This window comes from Priestia flexa NBRC 15715 (assembly GCF_001591565.1).
GTDB classification, from domain to species: domain Bacteria; phylum Bacillota; class Bacilli; order Bacillales; family Bacillaceae_H; genus Priestia; species Priestia flexa.
On record NZ_BCVD01000035.1, the window covers coordinates 1 to 19563 of the forward strand.

The window sequence follows — 19563 nt, forward strand, 5'->3', positions numbered from 1 at the left end:
CGTCTCAGTCTCCTTCTTATGTTTATCATCAATATAGTGAAAAACCTTTTTAGAAACTTTTTGTATTCACATTTTTCGGTCGAGACACCGGTTCAGTTAATTTTTTCCCTTCTTCATTCGTTAACGTCTTCTTACCGTCTACTTTAATCGCAACGCTTTCAACACCTGTTTGCTCTGTCAATGAAAGGACAAGTGAATCTAGTACTTGTTGAGATACTTTGCTTCCTTTCAGATTACCAAAAATATTTTCATTGAACGTTAACGTTAGCTCACCGTCCGCGTATTTCGGCTTAGATACAAGCTGCGCATCTGGATTAAAGTCTGTAACAAGCCCTGAAGAAGCAGATGGGCCTTCCACTAATTCATTAACAATAGCTGTATACATATCGCTTTCATTCACCTTGATTCGTTTCGTAACAGGAACGTAGTACGTGTGCTTCCCGTTTTGAGCTAAATAATAAACCGTAGCCGGCTTTGTTTGAGTAATATTCACAACACCTGAATTGTCAAAGTTAATACCATCCGCTCTGCTTAATCCTTCGCTAATCGGCGTGTTATTAACTGGCATCGTATCTTTATCATAGCCATTAATACGAAGCTTAACTTTTTCTACCCCGTCAAACTGAGTAAGTGTCCAGGTAATTGCTTGTAAAATACGAAGTTCATCTTCTTTTTTATAATTGGCAAACTCAGGTGAAAAATCAGCAATCATCGTTCCGTCTTTTTCTAATTTCGTTCCTAACACGCGAGTATCCGCTGGCAACACCGCTCGGAAACCATCTGGCAAGAGATTTGAAACTTCTCCACCTTCAATTAAATACTCAAGCGATTGTTTCGCAACACCTTTTTCATTCGGCATAGTTAATGTTTGAGGCACAACGTAGCCGTTTTTATCAATCAAATAAACTTCTGTTTTATTTTCAGCTTTAGACTTTGCTGCTTCTTTCTTCTGATTGCTTCCTTCTTTTGCTACTTTACCTTCAGTTTCCAATGCTTTTTCATCTTTAACGTAGGTGACATCTTTTGGTGGATCAATTTCTGCCGTTTTTTCACCGCCAAACATCCCACATCCCGATAATAGTACCGATGTAGCTACCACTGCTGACACCATGATAAGATTTGTCTTTTTAGACATTTCTTCCCCTCCTCAGACGGTTTGTACTATTATGTATACGAGCCTTTTTTTATTTTAGACCGAAGGAATTTATTTTTTCATACGAAAGGAGCAGCGACCTCTCACTGCTCCTTTTGTGTAGATTATAAAACAATATGATTTACGTTATACACCGGATGCTCAAACCACTTCGATGCAATAGATTGAAAAAGTTCAACTGATCCTGTTGTGAAGAATTGATGCTCAGGTAATTCACCGTTTGATGCTAGTAAATTACTATAAGATAAGATAGCGCTCACCTCAATAGCTGTCTCTTCACCAGAGCTTATCAGCTGGACACCACTTCCAATTACCTGTTGAATAACGGGTCGTAACAGCGGGTAGTGAGTACATCCCAAAATCAACGTATCAATATCCGTGTTAGTCAACGGCTTTAGCGTTTCCTTTACAATCTGTAAAGCTTCGTCACTTTCATAATTACCGCTCTCGACTAACGGTACAAATAGTGGACAGGCTAGATTATCTACTTCTACTCGATTATGCAAAGCTTTAAGAGCATGTGTATACGCCTGACTCTTGACCGTACCGTTTGTCCCTATGACACCTATTTTGTGATTTTTCGTCACTTTAAGCGCTGCACGAGAACCAGGTTGAATGACTCCAAGTACAGGAATATCTAACTGCTGCTGAATCTCCTCAAGTACAACAGCCGTCGCTGTATTACAGGCAATGACGAGCATCTTTATATTACGCTCTACTAAATAGTTCGTCATCTCCCAAGTAAAAGCTTTCACTTCTTCACTGGGTCGGGGCCCGTATGGACAGCGAGCTGTGTCTCCGATATACATAATCTGTTCTTTCGGAAGCTGTCTCATAATCTCTTTCGCAACGGTTAATCCACCTACACCTGAATCAATAACACCTATTGGTCTACTCACAAAAATCGCCTCATTTTTCTTTCATTTCATCATGTAATCTCTTTAATTTACCTTGAAGATCTTTTATTTCCTCTTCTGAGAAGTCACTTAGTACACCTTCTAGATAACCTCTTCTTTTATAAATTACTTCTTCAATAATCCGCTCTCCTTCTGGAAGCAGATGGATACGAACAACTCGTCTATCTTTTGGATCTTTTACTCTCATCACCAATTTGTTCTTTTCCATACGATCTACTAAATCAGTTGTGGTACTGCAGGCTAAATAAATTCGATTAGACAAATCACCGATTGTCATATCACCACGCTCAAACAACCACTGCAATGCAATAAATTGGGGCGGAGTAATCGAATACTGCCCCAAAATTTCTCTACCTTTTTGTTTAATGATTGCTTCAATATGCCGAAGCGACCTTTCCAACTCTGCTACCATGCTTTCATCTTGATCTCGCAATCATATACCACCTTTCTAACTTTCTAAGGAATTCACCTTATTTCTATTTTTATTTAAACGCATAGCGCCCTACGTACCTTCGTAACTATCATGTTTATTGTCCTCTTTTTCACGCTCTTTTTCAAGCTAGAACTTAAACAGCTGCCTAAAATCTAACCCTTCGTTTAGATAACTAAAAAAAGAAGCTCAGGAATTGAGCTTCTTTAAAAGAATAGATCTAAGATGAAATACGCAATTGCTGCTAACGTAGCGGAGATTGGCAACGTAATAACCCATGTAATTAACATACGCTGTGCCGTCCCCCATTTAACACCTTTAATACGATGAGCTGAACCAACACCAAGAATTGATGATGAAATAACATGCGTCGTACTAACTGGTAGGTGAATAAACGTCGCTCCAAAAATAATCGCAGCACCTGTTAAGTCTGCCGCTACACCGTTAACCGGACGAATTTTCATAATCTTACCACCAACTGTTTTGATGATTTTCCAACCACCAACTGATGTTCCAATTCCCATTGCTAATGCACAAGAGAGCTGTACCCACCACTGAATATCAGTTGAGCTCTGCATATTGTTTGCAATTAAGGCCATTGTAATAATCCCCATCGCCTTTTGAGCATCGTTCGTTCCGTGAGTGTAAGATTGTAATGCCGCTGTTAAGATTTGAACATGACGAAACTGCTTGTTAGTCTTAGATAAATTACTATTATGTTTAAAGACTAGCTTTATGATGGTATATACAATATAACCAACAACAAAAGCAAGGATTGGTGAGATGATAAGAGCTTGAATAATTTTGATAAAACCGCCATAGTTTAATGCACCAAATCCCGCTGCTGCAATGGCAGCTCCCGCAATTGCACCGATGATAGCATGTGACGAACTACTTGGTATTCCGTAATACCACGTAATTAAATTCCATGCAATCGCAGCGATTAACGCAGCTAGTATTACAACTGATCCATTTTGAAGTGTAAATGGATCAACGATATCTTTTGTAATTGTTTTTGCAACTCCTGTAAAAGTCATTGCTCCTATAAAATTCATTGTTGCCGCCATAATAATTGCATGTCTAGGCTTTAACGCTTTGGTTGAAACAGACGTAGCAATTGCATTTGCTGTATCATGAAAGCCATTGATAAAATCAAAGGCAAGCGCTCCAACGACAACAAGGATAGTTAAAAGTAACAGTGAATCCAATTTTATTGCCCCTTTACGCGTTCTTCATGATAACTGTCTCTAAATTATTAGCAACAGTTTGACAGTAATCTGCCACCTCTTCTAATATTTCATAAATTTCTTTATACTGGATTACTTGAATTGGATCTTTACATGTAGAAAATAATTGCTTCAACGCTCTTCTATATAAAATATCGCATTGCGACTCATATTCTTTAATTTTAATTGCATGTGCACTAATTTGAGATAATTTCTTTTCAGATAAAAGATTAATTGTTAGTAAAATTTCAGCTGCACAACTTTGAATATTCTTCACAAATTCTTTTACATACTCATCAAATTTTGCAATTGAGTAAATTTCCAGCATAGCTGCAAAGTTATCAATACCGTCTAATACGTCATCTAGACTCATCGCTAATTGTAAAATATCCTCACGTTCAATCGGTGTGATAAATGCTTTATTCAGTTCTGTAATTACTGTATGAACATATTGGTCACCTTTTGATTCGTATGCTTTTAATACATTAGCGAATTCTTTTAAATCTGATACATTGTTTAATTCAAAGTTGCCTAAAAAGTCAGCTGAGTCTTTTAGGTTTTGAGCAATATCAAGCAACATTTCAGAAAATTTGTCTTTTTTCCTTTTAATCACGGTAAAGCCTCCATCCAATTTATTAACCTTTATAAGGACTCGTTATGTATTTTTTCAGTCCCTATTTTAATTAAGCTTTCATCGTAGATTATATCTCTTTACATCGTTCGACAAAAACTTAGCTTTTTCACTGAATTTTTTAATACCAAAACAAAAATTACTCCTATTATGAACGAATGTCAATATGTTTTCAGACGAATTGTAAAGACCCCACTTTACAATCTTATTTTCTTATTATATAAACCCTTGTTGTATCAAGGGATACCAAACCATTGGATAATATTGGGGTTTACAAACTTTTAACATTTTTATTTATTCTGAAAATTAAATCGAAACAAAGAAGAAGGGGAATACTTAAATTCTCCCCCTCTTTTTTCTTATTTAATTGTTATTTTTGGCTAAATATATTTTTTACCTTTGGCGTAACATCATGACTACCTTTTTTTACATCCTCAACCATCATAGCTACTAGTAAATGTGGTGACTCAGTATCTACCGCTACAAACCAACCATTTTCTTTTCCTTTCTCACCTTGAGAAAGTTTCAATTCTGCTGTACCAGTTTTTCCAGCAAGCGTTAAGTTACTTATTTTCGCTTCTTTCGCTGTCCCATTAGGATCTTCAATAACGCCAATTAAGCTTTCTTTGATCTTTAAAGCTGCTTCACTACTCATTACGTCCTCTTTCCAAAACTCAGGCTCTGTTTCCTCATTCATAACAAGCTTTGGTTTAATCATATTCCCATCGTTTACAATAGACGAATATACAGATGCTAGATGAAGAGGACTAATCTGCACTTCTCCTTGTCCATATGCTGAATTTGCTAAGAGAAGTTCAGAGTCTATAGAATTGCTTTGTGAAATTTTAGACGTTTGAAACGGAAACTCGATTGGTAACTTTTCGTTAAAACCAAACTTCTTGCTACCTTGCTCAAACGCTTTTACTCCTAATTCCGTTATTGCTTGGGCAAAATAAATATTATCTGATGTGACAAGCGCATCTCGAAAATTGACGTTAGGTTGATTGCCTACACGCGTGACATAAAAATCGCCCCAACTGCTATCTTTTTGCCATTTATCACCGATTGTTCTCTTTTCATTCAAATCAAACTTCTCACTGTCAGCAATCAATGCTGCCGATAGTAATTTAAATGTAGAGCCAGGTGAATATGTTTTGTTAAAACGGTTCAGTAACGGCTTAGCTGCGTCGTTAGACAGTTTACTGTACTCTGTAGATGTAATTCCTAAAGAAAAATGGTTTGGATTAAAAGAAGGTGCACTAACCATTCCTAATACATCTCCTGTTGTAGGATGAATCGCAACCCCGAGCCCCTTTTCATCTTTTACTTGTTCATATAGCTTTTTCTGCATTGCTACATCTACTGTCAGCTGCACATTTTTTCCGTTTTCGGCTTCCTTACTCGCAATTTCTTTCTTTACGTTACCATCAGAACCCACAATCGAAATTACTGCTCCATCTTTGGCACGCAGCGTCTCTTCGTATTGAGCTTCTATACCAATTAAACCAGCGCTAGACTGGGAGTTGTATCCTTCACCCTTATGTTGTTTCAAAAACTCTGCCGTCACAGGGGCTACATAACCTACTAAGTGTGCACACGCTTCAGCACATGGATAAACACGTGCAGGTACATTATTAATTTGAACTCCTTCAATGCCTAGAAGCTGCTCTTCTCCTTTTAAAGCTTCATCTTCTGTCATTGTTTTGATTGGCACAAACTGATCTTCTTTTACCCATGAAGCATTAAGCGCCTTATCTATTTCTTCAGTGGATATATTTAAAAGCTTGCTTAAGCTCTCTTTATTCTCATCCATCTTCGCCTTGAATTTTACTGGTACAATGCCTACTTGAGAAGCATTTCCATTCTGAGCTAAATAACTTCCAGAACGATCGGTAATCTCTCCTCGTTCAGCTCGCAATGTTTTAACGCTTACTTCATCTCCGTCCGTCATTCCCTCAAAAATCATGCTGGGTTTCCAAGATACGCTCCACTTGTTTTTATCATCAACTTTTTCTTCAACCCATAGCGCGTTTTCTTTAAAAGAAACTTTCCCAGCTGCCGTGTCCATACTTACTTCAAACGGTAAAGAAATTTCATTATTTTCTGGCTTTCCCTCAGATTTTATGGCCTTTACTTTTAATTTCTTTACCTCAGCTCCGCCATAAATATTTTGATATCTAGCTACAAACTCATCTTTTGTCACATCTTTTTTAGCTTCTTGAGATAGATAAGAATACATGTCTTCAAACTTTTGATCATTCCAAAGCTTCACATATTGTTCAAAGCGATCGCTCGCTGCTTCTTCATTTGAACAGCCCGCTATAATCATGATTAACATCATCAAACAAAACAAGCTCAATTTTTTCATCTATTCATCCCCTTTAATTGTACTTTTTTCCTGCAATATTAAATTTTACATATATATTCCCAATTTAAGCAACTCTTTTCGTCCATTTGTTATACATCATACACATATGATTGTTTTCGACAAAAAATCAAGATATTTTGCGAATTTTTTTTGAACAATTTGTGAATATTTTGTGTCTATTTTGTTAATCATTTGATATAATAAGTGTAAGAAGTTGTAAACAGGAGGCGATTAAAGTGAAAAAGTTCTTACAGTTTTACTTTTTATTTAGTTCTCTGTTCTGTTTTGGAAGCGTTTTCGTTTTATTTCTCGTAAAAGAATATTATTTCGCACCTTTGTTCTTAACATTAGGATGCTTAAATATCTTCTTATTCAAAGTCTATATCCAGCAAACTAAAAAAGTCGATCAAGCTGTTCCTACTAAACCAAAACCAACAACCTAAAAAGCCGCTCTTTATGAGTCGGCTTTTTTAAAATTTTTATTTTGACTTCCTTTATGATAAATAGACGAGATCTTGCTTCTTTAGAGAACTCCTTCATTTTATTATCCTATTAACACAAAAAACTCTCACCTAAAATGGGTAGAAGCTTTCCGTTCAGCAATTCGCTGGTCCTCAAAATACCAAGCCATCCATTTCATTATCTTGAAATATATCAAATTATTCCGATTTTCCAACTATGATTAATGAGATTTTTCAACCTTTTTCCATTTAAAAATCTTGTTTAACATTCCATAAATCATCTTCGACTCTTTCGTTAATAATGGTCCGAGAATGGCTAGAATGAGTACATATAAAGCTGCGAATGGTTGTAAAATTGAAGCCAGTCCACCCGCTATTCCAATATTAGCCATAATAATTGAGAATTCCCCACGTGAAACAATCGTTAATCCAATATTCGTTGATGCTTTATGAGATAATCCACTTTTACGACCAGCTATCATACCGGATGTGAAGTTTCCGATGATGGTTAAGATAACCGCACCGATTGCTAACCATGCTGCATCTAATAGCGTTAAAGGATCAATGCTTAATCCAAAGCTAAAGAAGAAAATCGCTCCAAAGAAATCTCTAAATGGAATGACTAAGTGCTCAATGCGATCGCGATGCTCCGTTTCTGAAAACACTAGACCTAACAGCAATGCTCCGATTGCTTCTGCAACGTGAATTGTTTCTGAGAATCCAGCAACAAAAAACAGTGTTGCAAACACAACAATAATAAAAATTTCATTTGAAGAAATGTTTAACAATTTGTTGAGTAGAGGCGTTGCTTTGCGAGCAATGATAAAGAACAACAACATATAACCAAACGCAATTAAAACCGATACGACAGAGCTCCAGATGGACGTGTGGTCACCAAGTACAAGCCCTGATACGACGGATAAATAGACTGCTAGGAAAATATCCTCAAACATAATAATTCCTAGAATAAGTTCAGTTTCAGGGTTAGCCGTTCGCTTTAAGTCAACCAGAACTTTAGCAACAATTGCGCTTGAAGAAATCGTAATAATACCAGCCATAATGAGTACTTCTAAAAGAGGATAACCTGTCAAGTACCCATACAACAAACCAAGACTAAAGTTAATTAAGATATAAATGGAACCACCAACAGCGATAGAACGCCCCGATTTAATTAACTTTCCGACTGAAAATTCCAAGCCCAAGTAGAAGAGAAGGAATAGCACCCCAATTCTGCCCATAAAAGAGATAATTTCTTCACTTTCAATAAACTTAAAGCTTAGGGCTCCAAATTCCGGAGCATGTGGTCCTACTGCCATTCCTAATAAGATTAAAAATGGAATAATAGTAAATTTTAATTTATTTGCCAAAACAGCAGCCACTGCCACCAATACTAGCGCTGTTCCAACTTCAAAAACTAAATGATCCATAGATTAAGCGCTACCTCCTTTTGAAAGAAGCTCTGTAATTAACCGTTTCAAGTTGCCTCTCTCACCAGAAATAACGAGCGTGTCTCCTTCTTCAATAACAGTATCTGGACCAGGACTAGAAAGCTTTGTTTTGGGTCCTTTCATAATGGCGATGATTGTTACATCATAATTACTACGAACGTCTATATCGCCGATAGTTTTATTATGAGCTTTGGCGCCCGATTCAACTTTATACCATTCGATGATGAGGTCATTAAAAGCCACTTCGATTGTTTCCATTGCCTTTGGCTTATAAATCATGCCTCCTAAAATGGCAGCCAACTGTCTGGCTTCTGTATCGTTAAGCGTAATATCAAAAGCACTTTCTTCCAAGTCTCTTTTATCAAAATAATATACTTCACGACGACCGTCATCATGAAGAATAATAACAATACGATTTCCTTCCTGTGTATCAATTTCAAATTTTCTGCCGATACCTGGAAGCTCAGATTCTCTAACAACCATGCATGAACAACTCCTATAACATAATGATTTTTTGATAGTTACTCATCTTAATTTCGTGTAAATCTAACAAAGTGTATATGGGAAATTACAGTTTTATAGGGTAACGTTTAATACATAAAAGTTTGCACAACAAATAACCTTATTAAACGTTAATTTTTTATAAGGTAAACGTAGGATTTTAATTGTTGAATAGTTAGAGGTAATTTGTTTGAAATTGTTTTGCATAAATAAAGGGTTGTCGGAGAGCAAATAACTCTTTTTGACTTTCATATATTAGAGGTTGTTCAACTTGTGTTACTGACAAAACAGGTGCGTATCCCGTTTCGAACGATATATTAAAATGCTTGGTAACGAGCTTTACGCCAGTTGAATGCTGTACACTTTCTGTAGGATGATTTAATGCTACCGTATCAACAGTGGCATGTTGTTGTGTACCATCGTTTAATGAAACTGGCAAATTACCTAAAGGTAAAGCAAGCAGCATGAAAAACATAATTAAAAACCAAACTCTTCTCATATTTGCACCTCCTTTTATCTAAAGTAGAGAAAATCTCTCTCACTTTTTATTATACGGAGAATGCGTTTTGTATTCAAGCGATAAGTTTCATTTATGTATATTTTTATTTATTTTAATTTTTTCTAATGATACATTCTAAACACTAACAAAAAGCGGGTTCCCAACAGGGATACCCCGCTCATGTTATAATTCAAGTTCCCCCATACGAAGGAGTTCGACAACTGCTTGAGAACGCCCCTTAACTCCAAGCTTTTGCATCGCATTTGAAATGTGATTGCGCACTGTTTTTTCGCTAATGAATAGTTCACTCGCGATTTCTTTTGTTGTTTTGTCTTGTACTAGAAGCTCAAATACTTCTCTTTCACGCTTTGTCAGCAGTGGTTTAGGTTGAAACTCTTTTTCTTTCAATGTAACCCTCCTTGCCTGATCCTGAGTTGAACTATCGGATGGGTGTAAATTTAGTCACCATATCTTATGTAGGAAGCAATAAATGGGTTACTACATTCTAAATTTTTTCAAAATAAAAAGAGCTCCACAGCTGCAAAAGCCGTGGAGCTCTTTTGTAATTATACTTGATCGCTACCGAAGAAGTTACGGAATGCCTGAATCGTTGTGTCTCGGTTAAGCGCTGCAATTGATGTTGTTAATGGAATACCCTTTGGACAAGACTGCACGCAGTTTTGTGAGTTACCGCAGTTTGCAAGGCCTCCATCCCCCATAATTGCTTCTAGTCTTTCTCCTTTATTCATAGCACCAGTTGGGTGAGCATTAAATAATCTTACTTGAGAAAGTGGTGCTGGTCCGATGAAGTTTGATTTATCGTTAACGTTTGGACATGCTTCTAAACAAACTCCACACGTCATACATTTTGAAAGTTCATATGCCCATTGACGCTTTTTCTCAGGCATGCGAGGCCCCGGTCCTAAGTCGTATGTTCCATCGATTGGAACCCACGCTTTTACTTTCTTTAATGAATCAAACATTCTGCTTCGGTCAACTTGTAAGTCACGAACAACAGGAAATGTCTTCATTGGCTGAAGTTGAATCGGCTGTTCTAACTTATCTACTAGAGCGGTACAAGATTGACGGGGCTTGCCGTTAATGACCATTGAACATGCTCCACAAACTTCTTCTAAGCAGTTCATATCCCAGTTAATAGGTGTTGTTTCATTACCGTTTGCATCAACAGGGTTACGGCGGATTTCCATTAGTGCAGAAATCACGTTCATATTAGGGCGATAAGGTATCTCAAATTCTTGATTATAAGGAGCTGTCTCAGGCGAATCTTGACGAGTAATAACAAAACGAACTGTTTTTTGTGCCGTTTGTTGTGCACTCATTTAACGAACCCCCTCTTGTTGTTTTTTCGTTGCTTTTTTCTCATCTTTTTTCTTTGTATAGTCACGTTTACGTGGCTTAATTAATGACACATCTACTTCTTCATAATGGAAAGCTGGTGCCTTTTTCTTATCAACAAACTGAGCCATTGTTGTTTTTAAGAATTCTTCATCGTTACGATCTGGGAATTCAGGCTTATAGTGCGCCCCACGGCTTTCGTTACGATTGTATGCACCTAGCGTCACTACACGAGAAAGCTGAAGCATATTTTGAAGCTGACGAGTAAACGTTGCCCCTTGGTTACTCCACTTCGCTGTGTCGTTAATATTAATACGATCATAGCGTTCAATAAGCTCTTGAATTTTCTCATCTGTTTGTAACAGCTTGTCATTATAACGTACAACTGTCACGTTGTCAGTCATCCATTCTCCTAACTCTTTATGAAGAATATACGCATTTTCTGTTCCATCCATTGACATAATACTTTGCCATTTTTCTTCTTCCTGCTTCACATGTTGATCATATAGGCTTGTTGGTAGAGCATCGGCACTTTTCTCTAAGCCGTTAATGTAATCAACCGCTTTTGGCCCAGCGACCATACCGCCATAAATAGCTGATAGAAGTGAATTAGCACCTAGACGGTTTGCACCGTGCTGGGAGTAATCACACTCACCTGCTGCAAACAGACCAGGAATATTTGTCATTTGATCATAATCTACCCACAATCCGCCCATTGAATAGTGAACAGCTGGGAAGATTTTCATTGGTACTTTACGTGGGTCGTCTCCCATGAATTTTTCATAAATTTCAATGATTCCACCAAGCTTGATATCAAGCTCTTTTGGATCTTTGTGAGAAAGGTCTAAGTAAACCATGTTTTCGCCGTTAATACCAAGCTTTTGCGCTACGCATACATCAAATATTTCACGTGTTGCAATATCACGAGGTACCAAGTTACCGTAAGCAGGATATTTCTCCTCTAAGAAGTACCAAGGCTTACCATCTTTATATGTCCAAACACGTCCGCCTTCACCACGAGCAGATTCGCTCATTAAGCGAAGCTTATCGTCTCCAGGAATGGCTGTTGGATGAATTTGAATAAACTCCCCATTTGAATAGTAAGCTCCTTGTTGATACACAATGGATGCTGCTGAACCAGTATTAATAACTGAATTCGTTGATTTTCCGAAAATAATACCAGGTCCACCTGTGGCCATAATTACCGCATCTGCAGGGAATGTTTTAATTTCCATAGACTTCAAATCTTGTGCGGTAATTCCACGACAGGTACGCTTATCATCTAATACTGCTCCTAAGAATTCCCAACCTTCATACTTTGTTACGAGCCCTGCTACTTCATAGCGACGAACTTGTTCATCTAATGCATACAGAAGCTGCTGCCCTGTTGTTGCGCCTGCAAACGCAGTTCTGTGATGCTGTGTTCCTCCGAATCGTCTGAAGTCTAACAAACCTTCAGGAGTACGGTTAAACATAACACCCATACGGTCCAATAAATGAATAATGCCTGGGGCAGCTTCACACATTGCTTTTACTGGAGGTTGATTGGCTAAAAAGTCTCCGCCGTATACCGTATCGTCAAAGTGTTCCCACGGTGAATCTCCTTCACCTTTTGTATTTACAGCTCCGTTAATACCACCTTGAGCGCAAACTGAGTGAGATCTCTTCACTGGAACTAATGAAAACAAATCAACTTGTTTGCCAGACTCAGCAATTTTAATTGTTGCCATTAAGCCCGCTAAGCCGCCACCAACAACAATAATTCTTCCTTTACTCATCGTAACCTCACTCCTTTAAAACGTAATTTTATGCAAATGCGAATAGTGTACGTACACCTACAAATGTTAATGCGAAGAAAATCGCTAATGTTACATATGTTGAAATTCGTTGAGAGCGAGGTGTTACAGTTAACCCCCAGCTAACGCCAAATGACCATAATCCATTAGCAAAATGGAAAATCGTTGACACAACACCAACAATATAAAATACCATCATACCAGGATTACTTAAAATATCTTGCATCATATTAAAGTCTACTTTTTGACCAAGCGCAGCTTGAATACGTGTTTCCCAAACATGCCATGTAATGAAAATAAGCGTTACAACGCCAGATACACGTTGTAAGACAAACATCCAGTTACGGAAGAAACCGTATCTGCTTACACTCGTTTTGGCAGTAAACGCAATATACAAGCCATAGATAGCATGAAATAGAATAGGTAAGAAGATAATAAAGATTTCAAGTGCGTAGCGAAAAGGTAAGCTCTCCATAAAATGAGCTGCTTGATTAAACGCTTCTTCTCCCTTTGTTGCAAAGTGGTTGACAACCAGATGTTGGACTAAAAATATGCCTACTGGTATGACACCTAGTAAAGAATGTAGTTTGCGATACTGAAACTCTTTGTTCGCTGCCATGTGCGTAATACCCCCCTTAGTTAGATAAACAATGTTAGTGAAAACAAAGCTCCCGAATAAAATAAATAGATTGATACAACAGAAAATGAAAACCTTTGCATTCTCTATTAAAATATGTGACACATCAATTTTACTCCCATCAACATAGAGCGTCAAGATAAGATATTTAAATCTTCATTAAAATATAAATTTATAAAAAATTAAGTTTGTTAACGCTTACTAAGTTGATGTTATAGGATTTTATATTTTTTACACTTCTTATTGTACACCTTTATGTAACCGTTTTCCACAAAAGATTGCGACTTCCTATAAAAGGATATTCATTTTATTGTACAATAATTTTTTACGTATTTCGAAAAGTTATAGATGCAACAACCATCTCATGGACTTTGCTTGATTTATTTTTAAAAATAGATGAGAGAACTGCTCAATTTGTATATAATAGATGTAAAGAAAGAGGGGAAAAAATGAGCAATCAACAAACTGAAACGCAGCAAGAAATCGTTGAAAGTGAAGAAATCAATCAAACCGATACTCCACAAGCACCTACAACTCCTTATTTTGGATACAGCTTACTTCGAGACGTGTTAATTCCAGAGCTTCTTAGCAATGATACGAATGAAATCTCGTACTGGGCAGGAAAACGGTTAGCACGAAAATTTCCACTTTCCTCTATTGAAGAGATTAGCGGCTTTTTTGTGAAAGCTGGCTGGGGACAATTAACCATTTTAAAAACTGAAAAATATAACATTGAAATGGAATTAACAGGTGAAGTTGTCAAACGAAGATTTACTGAGTATCCCAATTCATCTTTCCATCTTGAAGCTGGCTTTGTTGCTGAACAAGTTCAACAGTTAAAAAACTGTCTAACAGAAACTTATTTAACCAACAAAGAAAAAGCCGACAAAGTCCTTTTTTCCGTTCAATGGGATAAAAAAGATATCATTACACCTGAAACTAGAACGGAAAGATATAAAAAATAAAAGCGGGCTGTGCCCGCTTTTATTTTTGAACTTGATAAATATCTTGCTCTTCTAATTCAAAAGCAGTGTGCAAAGTTTCTACCGCTTTGACCATGTCTTTATGTGGCACAACTGTTGATACTTTAATTTCAGACGTACTTACCATTTTCACTTCAATTTCTTCCACAGCTAATACTTCAAACATATCGGCAGCAACGCCTGGGTTTGAAATCATACCCGATCCAACAATCGAAACTTTAGCTAAGCCCCTTTCATGCTCCACTTTTTTATGACCTACTACTTCTTTTAACTGAGCTAGCACAGATAAAGTCGTATCCGTATCTTCTGTTTTAATCGAGAAAGAAATAGATAAACGATTGTCTGACGTCACATTTTGAATAATAATATCCACGTTAACGTGCTCTTTTGCTAATGCTGTAAAAATGGTTGATAATGTCTGAAGTTCATTATTTAGCCCTTCAATTGTGACTCTTGAGATATTATCTTCAAATGCAATTCCTCTTACTACTAAATTCTGTTCCATCGATACTTCCTCCTCAACAATCGTTCCTCTTTCTAATACTAGACTTGACCTTACCTCTAGTGGCACCTGATAGTTTTTTGCAAACTCTACTGCTCGAGGGTGCAATACACCTGCCCCTAGATTTGCAAGCTCTAGCATTTCATCATATGAAATAGACTGCAGTTTACGAGCGTCTTGCACGTAGCGAGGGTCCGTTGTAAATACTCCCGTTACGTCTGTATAGATATCGCACTTATCTGCTTTTAATGCCGCTGCTAAAGCTACGGCTGTTGTATCAGATCCGCCTCTTCCTAACGTTGTAATGCTGTTATCTTCCGACATTCCTTGAAATCCTGCTACGACCACAATATGATTTTCTTTCAAACGCCCTGCAATGGCTTGTTCATTAATCTTGGTGATTCGTGCATTTCCATGCTGAGCTTCCGTACAAATTCCTGCCTGCCATCCTGTATAGGAAGTAGCGTCATAGCCTTTTTCTTGCAGCGCCATTGTAAGGAGAGAAATGGTAACTTGCTCACCGGTTGTTAGTAGCATATCCATTTCTCGTTTACTTGGTTTACTTGTAATTTCTCCTGCTAATCTTACTAATTCATCTGTTGTTTTACCCATTGCTGATACAACCACTACTACTTGATTGCCTTGCTCAACTTCCTGGATAACCCGGTTTGCTACATGCTGAATTCGTTCTGTTGATCCAACAGAAGTTCCACCAAATTTTTGAACGATTAATCCCATAAGTCTCCTCATCCTTTCACTTGTTTTCAATATGATAAAGAGGCGATCTATTGCTTAAGCTCAGACAATAAAAAAAGCAATGAGATGGATATCTCATTGCTTAACGAACGAAAAGTATATAAAACGTTCAATGCCGTGAGATAGCTCTCCAAGAAACACATTCTTGACAATCCTACATTTATTCAACGCAGAACCAGCAAATGACTCTATGAGATGTCATTCACTTCGGCAAATTTTCCTTTCCACATTTGTCTTTAGAGCTCATACTCTTCCAAATGTGTACTCTTAAAATTCGCACCTCTATCTTCACTTCAGTTTAATGAAGTGTCATATGAAATTATGTTCTAGCTTATCAGAGTTTAAACTGGAATTCAATACTAATTTTTTAAGGCTTCAACAATTTGTTCCGCAACCGACCTTGGAACTCCTGCATTTTGAATCTCTTCGATTGATGCTTCCTTCATCTTTTTAACAGATCCAAACTTTTGCAACAACGCTCTTTTACGCTTTTCACCTACTCCTGGAATATTGTCTAATATAGACTGAAAAGCCGATTTAGAACGGACTTGTCGATGAAACGTAATAGCAAAGCGGTGAACCTCATCTTGAATTCGCTGAAGCAAGTAGAATTCTTGGCTGTTACGCTGAAGTGGAACAATTTCAGGAGGATCTCCAATCATTAAATTAGATGTTCTATGCTTTTCATCTTTGACTAATCCAGCTGTTGGAACAAGCAGCCCCAGTTCATTTTCCAAAACATCTTGAACAGCTGCTAAATGACCTTTTCCACCGTCAACAATAAGTAAATCTGGTAAAGGTAAACCTTCTTTTAATACGCGCGTATATCGTCTTCGTACCACTTCACGCATTGAACCATAATCATCAGGGCCTTCAACCGTTTTAATTTTATACTTTCGATATTCTTTCTTTTCAGGTTTACCGTCAACGAAAACGATCATAGCAGAAACAGGATCTGTTCCTTGAATGTTGGAATTATCAAAAGCTTCAATACGATAAGGCGCTTCAATTCCTAGTGCTTGCCCCAACTGCTCGACAGCACCAACCGTACGCTGTTCATCTCGTTCAATTAAATAAAACTTTTCTTTTAAGGCAATTTGAGCGTTTTTTGACGCAAGCTCAACAAGCTCTTTCTTTTTTCCTCGTTTTGGATGCTGAACGTCTACTTCTAAAAGCTGTTCTGCAAGGTTTGCATCTACAGTTGCTGGCACAAGAACTTCTTTAGGCTTTAAGTTTTTTCCGTAAAATTGTCCAATGAACGTTAGGAAATCTTCTTCTGGTTCGTGGTAAAACGGAAACATAGACACTTCGCGTTCCATTAGCTTTCCTTGTCGAATAAAGAAAACTTGTACACACATCCAGCCTTTATCATAAGAATAGCCAAATACATCACGGTTAATAAAGTCATTGAACGTTACTTTTTGCTTCTCCATTGTAGCTTCAATATGAGCAATTTGATCTCGATACTCTTTTGCACGTTCAAAATCTAGCTCTTCTGAAGCTTTCATCATCTTTTCTGTTAATTCAATTTTCACCTGTTCATAACCACCGCTTAGAAAGCGCGTAATATTATCAATAATTTCTTTGTTTTGGCTATCCGTAACGTCATATACACAGGGAGCTAGGCACTGTTCAATATGATAATATAAACATGCTCGATTAGGCATCGTCGTACATTTCCGCAAAGGATAAATGCGATCTAATAGCCGCTTGGTTTCATTTGCAGCCTGAACATTTGGATACGGTCCAAAATATTTTCCTTTATCCTTTTTAATTTTGCGCGTGATGACAAGGCGAGGGTGTTTTTCATTCGTAATTTTAATAAAGGGATACCCCTTATCATCTTTCAGCATAATATTATATTTAGGATCATGCTTTTTAATTAAATTCATTTCTAAAATAAGGGCTTCTAAGTCTGACGACGTCACAATATACTCAAAGTCTACAATATCATTAACCAGGCGCAGCGTTTTTCCATCATGAGACCCTGTGAAATAAGAACGAACTCGATTTTTTAGAACCTTTGCTTTTCCAACATAAATAACCGTTCCATACTTATCTTTCATTAAATAACAACCCGGTTGTTCAGGTAAAATAGCCAGCTTTTCTTTTAAATAAGGATTCATACTGCTCTCCTTCCTTCAATATTTTTAACTTTCGCCAAAACCTTCTTGCTTATCTATATTTATTCTTCATTTATACAAAAATAAAAGGAAACGAACGTTTATTCGTTTCCTTTTATTATATCACTTTTAGAAAAAATGTACGAAACCGTCAATGCGGTATAAAGTAGTAAAAACCTAGCTATCGCTAGGTTTTTTACTTACGCGTGTTTATCAACTAATTCAGCTAGTGCTTCTTTTGGTTGGTAACCAATAACTTGGTCTACCTTTTGTCCATCTTTAAATAAAATTAAAGTTGGGATACTCATTACGCCGTGGCTACCAGCAGTTTCTTGGTTTTCATCCACGTCTACCTTTACGATTTTCACTTTTTCACCGTATTCTTGATCTAACTCTTCAAGAACTGGCGCGATCATTTTACATGGTCCACACCATGGTGCCCAAAAGTCAACAAGAACTAGCCCTGAACCAATTTCATTTGAGAAAGTTTGATCTGTTGCGTGTGCAATTGCCATTGTAATTCCTCCTAAATATATGCTATATCTACATGATAAAGAAAGTATACCACCTTCATATAACAGTGGCTATTTATTTGCTTATACTTTTTAACGTATTCGTAACAACTTATTTACTACATAATACAGGTCGTTCCAGGACATGGAACAGCGATAGACTAGCCAAGCTAAATGGCTTTATATAATACCTGTATCCTATTTTACACACCTTTAAACAATTCATTCATTATTTTCATAAGAAAAGTCTTTTCCACCGTAGCTGGCAGAAAAGACTTTTTCTTATGAGGATTGTACTTTTAATTTTTTAAATTCTTCTGTAAGCAGTGGTACGACTTCAAATAAATCACCGACAATGCCATAATCCGCTACTTTAAAGATGTTTGCTTCTGCATCCTTGTTAATAGCCACGATAACTTTTGAATTAGACATTCCAGCTAAATGTTGAATAGCTCCTGAGATACCGCAAGCGATATAAAGATCTGGTGTTACAACTTTTCCCGTTTGGCCAATTTGAAGTGAGTAATCGCAGTACTCAGCGTCACAAGCTCCGCGGGATGCTCCAACTGCTCCACCAAGCACATCAGCTAAGTCTTCTAGAGGCTTAAATCCATCTTCACTTTTTACACCACGTCCACCTGCAATGACCACTTTTGCTTCTGATAAATCTACCCCTTGAGTGGCTTTGCGAACTACTTCTTTTACAATTGTACGTAGATTTTTAATTTCCACATCAAATGCTTTTACGTCTCCTGTACGATTCGTGTCTTTTTCCAAAGCCGAGATATTGTTTGGACGAATGGTAGCAAAGATAAAGTCTTCTGTAGAAATCTTCTTTTCAAATGCTTTTCCTGAATAGATTGGGCGAGTGAAGACTAAGTTTCCACCTGCTGCTTCAAGTGCTGTTACGTCTGATATTAGCCCCTTATCTAGACGCGCAGCCAATTTAGGTGATAAATCTTTTCCTAAAGCCGTATGACCAAATATAATTGCTTCTGGCTTTTCTTCTTGAATAACAGCCAATAGTGCTTGTGCATAGCCATCAGATGTATAAGAATCCAAGTCATCATGCTCGGTTACAATTACTCGGTTTGCTCCGTAATGAATGAGTTCGTCTCCTAAATTTTTCACTCCTTTACCAACAAGAACGCCAACGACTTCTCCACCTTCAGCAACCGTTGCGCCTGCAGCAATTGCTTCAAATGATACGTGCCGTAATGCACCTTCTCTTGCTTCTCCTAACACCAATACTTTGCGTCCCATT

Annotated in this window: 19 protein-coding genes and 1 riboswitch; of the genes, 2 read left to right on the forward strand and 17 right to left on the reverse strand. The window is 37.3% G+C overall.

Annotation, left to right across the window (positions count from 1 at the left end; genetic code table 11):
* Positions 1–49: 49 nt before the first annotated feature.
* The 6 genes from BFL01S_RS08080 to BFL01S_RS08105 all read right to left on the reverse strand — a co-directional run bounded on the left by BFL01S_RS08080 (position 50) and on the right by BFL01S_RS08105 (position 6725).
* Complete coding sequence (locus BFL01S_RS08080; protein WP_061785399.1) at positions 50–1135, reverse strand: GerMN domain-containing protein; 1086 nt, start codon at positions 1133–1135, stop codon at positions 50–52.
* A 122-nt stretch (positions 1136–1257) separates the two neighbouring features.
* Positions 1258–2052, reverse strand: coding sequence for a glutamate racemase (gene racE / locus BFL01S_RS08085; protein WP_061785400.1), 795 nt, complete (start codon positions 2050–2052; stop codon positions 1258–1260).
* 10 nt (positions 2053–2062) lie between these two features.
* A complete protein-coding gene (locus tag BFL01S_RS08090; RefSeq protein WP_035319955.1) occupies positions 2063–2482 on the reverse strand; it encodes a MarR family winged helix-turn-helix transcriptional regulator in 420 nt (139 codons plus the stop codon).
* Positions 2483–2706: 224 nt separating this feature from the next.
* Entirely contained in the window at positions 2707–3708 is a 1002-nt protein-coding gene (locus BFL01S_RS08095; protein WP_025907857.1) for an inorganic phosphate transporter, read from the reverse strand.
* Positions 3709–3721: 13 nt separating this feature from the next.
* Positions 3722–4339: a DUF47 domain-containing protein gene (locus BFL01S_RS08100; RefSeq protein WP_025907856.1), complete on the reverse strand. Its 618-nt coding sequence runs from the start codon at positions 4337–4339 to the stop codon at positions 3722–3724.
* A 388-nt stretch (positions 4340–4727) separates the two neighbouring features.
* Positions 4728–6725, reverse strand: a complete 1998-nt coding sequence (locus BFL01S_RS08105; RefSeq protein ID WP_061785401.1) for a penicillin-binding transpeptidase domain-containing protein — start codon at positions 6723–6725, stop codon at positions 4728–4730.
* A 236-nt stretch (positions 6726–6961) separates the two neighbouring features.
* On the opposite strand from BFL01S_RS08105, the gene BFL01S_RS08110 reads away from it, so the two are divergent.
* Positions 6962–7168: a hypothetical protein gene (locus tag BFL01S_RS08110; RefSeq protein ID WP_061785402.1), complete on the forward strand. Its 207-nt coding sequence runs from the start codon at positions 6962–6964 to the stop codon at positions 7166–7168.
* Between the two features lie 239 nt (positions 7169–7407).
* Here BFL01S_RS08110 and BFL01S_RS08115 read toward each other — a convergent pair whose 3' ends face one another.
* The 7 genes from BFL01S_RS08115 to BFL01S_RS08145 all read right to left on the reverse strand — a co-directional run bounded on the left by BFL01S_RS08115 (position 7408) and on the right by BFL01S_RS08145 (position 13405).
* Positions 7408–8613, reverse strand: coding sequence for a cation:proton antiporter (locus tag BFL01S_RS08115; RefSeq protein ID WP_061785403.1), 1206 nt, complete (start codon positions 8611–8613; stop codon positions 7408–7410).
* Between the two features lie 3 nt (positions 8614–8616).
* The gene (locus tag BFL01S_RS08120; protein WP_061785404.1) at positions 8617–9117 is read right to left on the reverse strand and encodes a cation:proton antiporter regulatory subunit; all 501 of its coding nucleotides are present in this window, start codon (positions 9115–9117) and stop codon (positions 8617–8619) included.
* A 193-nt stretch (positions 9118–9310) separates the two neighbouring features.
* Positions 9311–9634 (reverse strand): hypothetical protein, encoded by a 324-nt coding sequence (locus BFL01S_RS08125; protein WP_061785405.1) that lies wholly within the window; start codon positions 9632–9634, stop codon positions 9311–9313.
* A gap of 183 nt (positions 9635–9817) precedes the next feature.
* The gene (gerE, locus tag BFL01S_RS08130; protein WP_013059396.1) at positions 9818–10042 is read right to left on the reverse strand and encodes a spore germination transcription factor GerE; all 225 of its coding nucleotides are present in this window, start codon (positions 10040–10042) and stop codon (positions 9818–9820) included.
* A 158-nt stretch (positions 10043–10200) separates the two neighbouring features.
* A complete protein-coding gene (gene sdhB, locus BFL01S_RS08135; RefSeq protein WP_025907850.1) occupies positions 10201–10974 on the reverse strand; it encodes a succinate dehydrogenase iron-sulfur subunit in 774 nt (257 codons plus the stop codon).
* Positions 10975–12768, reverse strand: a complete 1794-nt coding sequence (sdhA, locus tag BFL01S_RS08140) for a succinate dehydrogenase flavoprotein subunit (RefSeq protein WP_061785406.1) — start codon at positions 12766–12768, stop codon at positions 10975–10977. It abuts the gene before it with no gap.
* A 28-nt stretch (positions 12769–12796) separates the two neighbouring features.
* A complete protein-coding gene (locus BFL01S_RS08145) occupies positions 12797–13405 on the reverse strand; it encodes a succinate dehydrogenase cytochrome b558 subunit (RefSeq protein WP_025907848.1) in 609 nt (202 codons plus the stop codon).
* A 467-nt stretch (positions 13406–13872) separates the two neighbouring features.
* Here BFL01S_RS08145 and BFL01S_RS08150 point away from each other — a divergent pair, with 467 nt between their 5' ends.
* A complete protein-coding gene (locus tag BFL01S_RS08150; protein WP_061785407.1) occupies positions 13873–14388 on the forward strand; it encodes a YslB family protein in 516 nt (171 codons plus the stop codon).
* Between the two features lie 19 nt (positions 14389–14407).
* Here the strand turns inward: BFL01S_RS08150 and BFL01S_RS08155 are convergent, their stop codons facing one another.
* The 4 genes from BFL01S_RS08155 to BFL01S_RS08170 all read right to left on the reverse strand — a co-directional run bounded on the left by BFL01S_RS08155 (position 14408) and on the right by BFL01S_RS08170 (position 19562).
* Positions 14408–15646 carry an aspartate kinase gene (locus BFL01S_RS08155; RefSeq protein ID WP_061785408.1) on the reverse strand — a complete coding sequence of 413 codons (1239 nt, stop codon included), beginning with the start codon at positions 15644–15646 and terminating at the stop codon, positions 14408–14410.
* A 133-nt stretch (positions 15647–15779) separates the two neighbouring features.
* Positions 15780–15957, reverse strand: a riboswitch (Lysine riboswitch).
* Between the two features lie 66 nt (positions 15958–16023).
* Positions 16024–17790: an excinuclease ABC subunit UvrC gene (gene uvrC / locus BFL01S_RS08160; RefSeq protein WP_061785409.1), complete on the reverse strand. Its 1767-nt coding sequence runs from the start codon at positions 17788–17790 to the stop codon at positions 16024–16026.
* Between the two features lie 197 nt (positions 17791–17987).
* Positions 17988–18302: a thioredoxin gene (trxA, locus tag BFL01S_RS08165; RefSeq protein WP_025907844.1), complete on the reverse strand. Its 315-nt coding sequence runs from the start codon at positions 18300–18302 to the stop codon at positions 17988–17990.
* 279 nt (positions 18303–18581) lie between these two features.
* Positions 18582–19562 (reverse strand): electron transfer flavoprotein subunit alpha/FixB family protein, encoded by a 981-nt coding sequence (locus BFL01S_RS08170; protein ID WP_061785410.1) that lies wholly within the window; start codon positions 19560–19562, stop codon positions 18582–18584.
* Position 19563 lies beyond the last annotated feature (1 nt).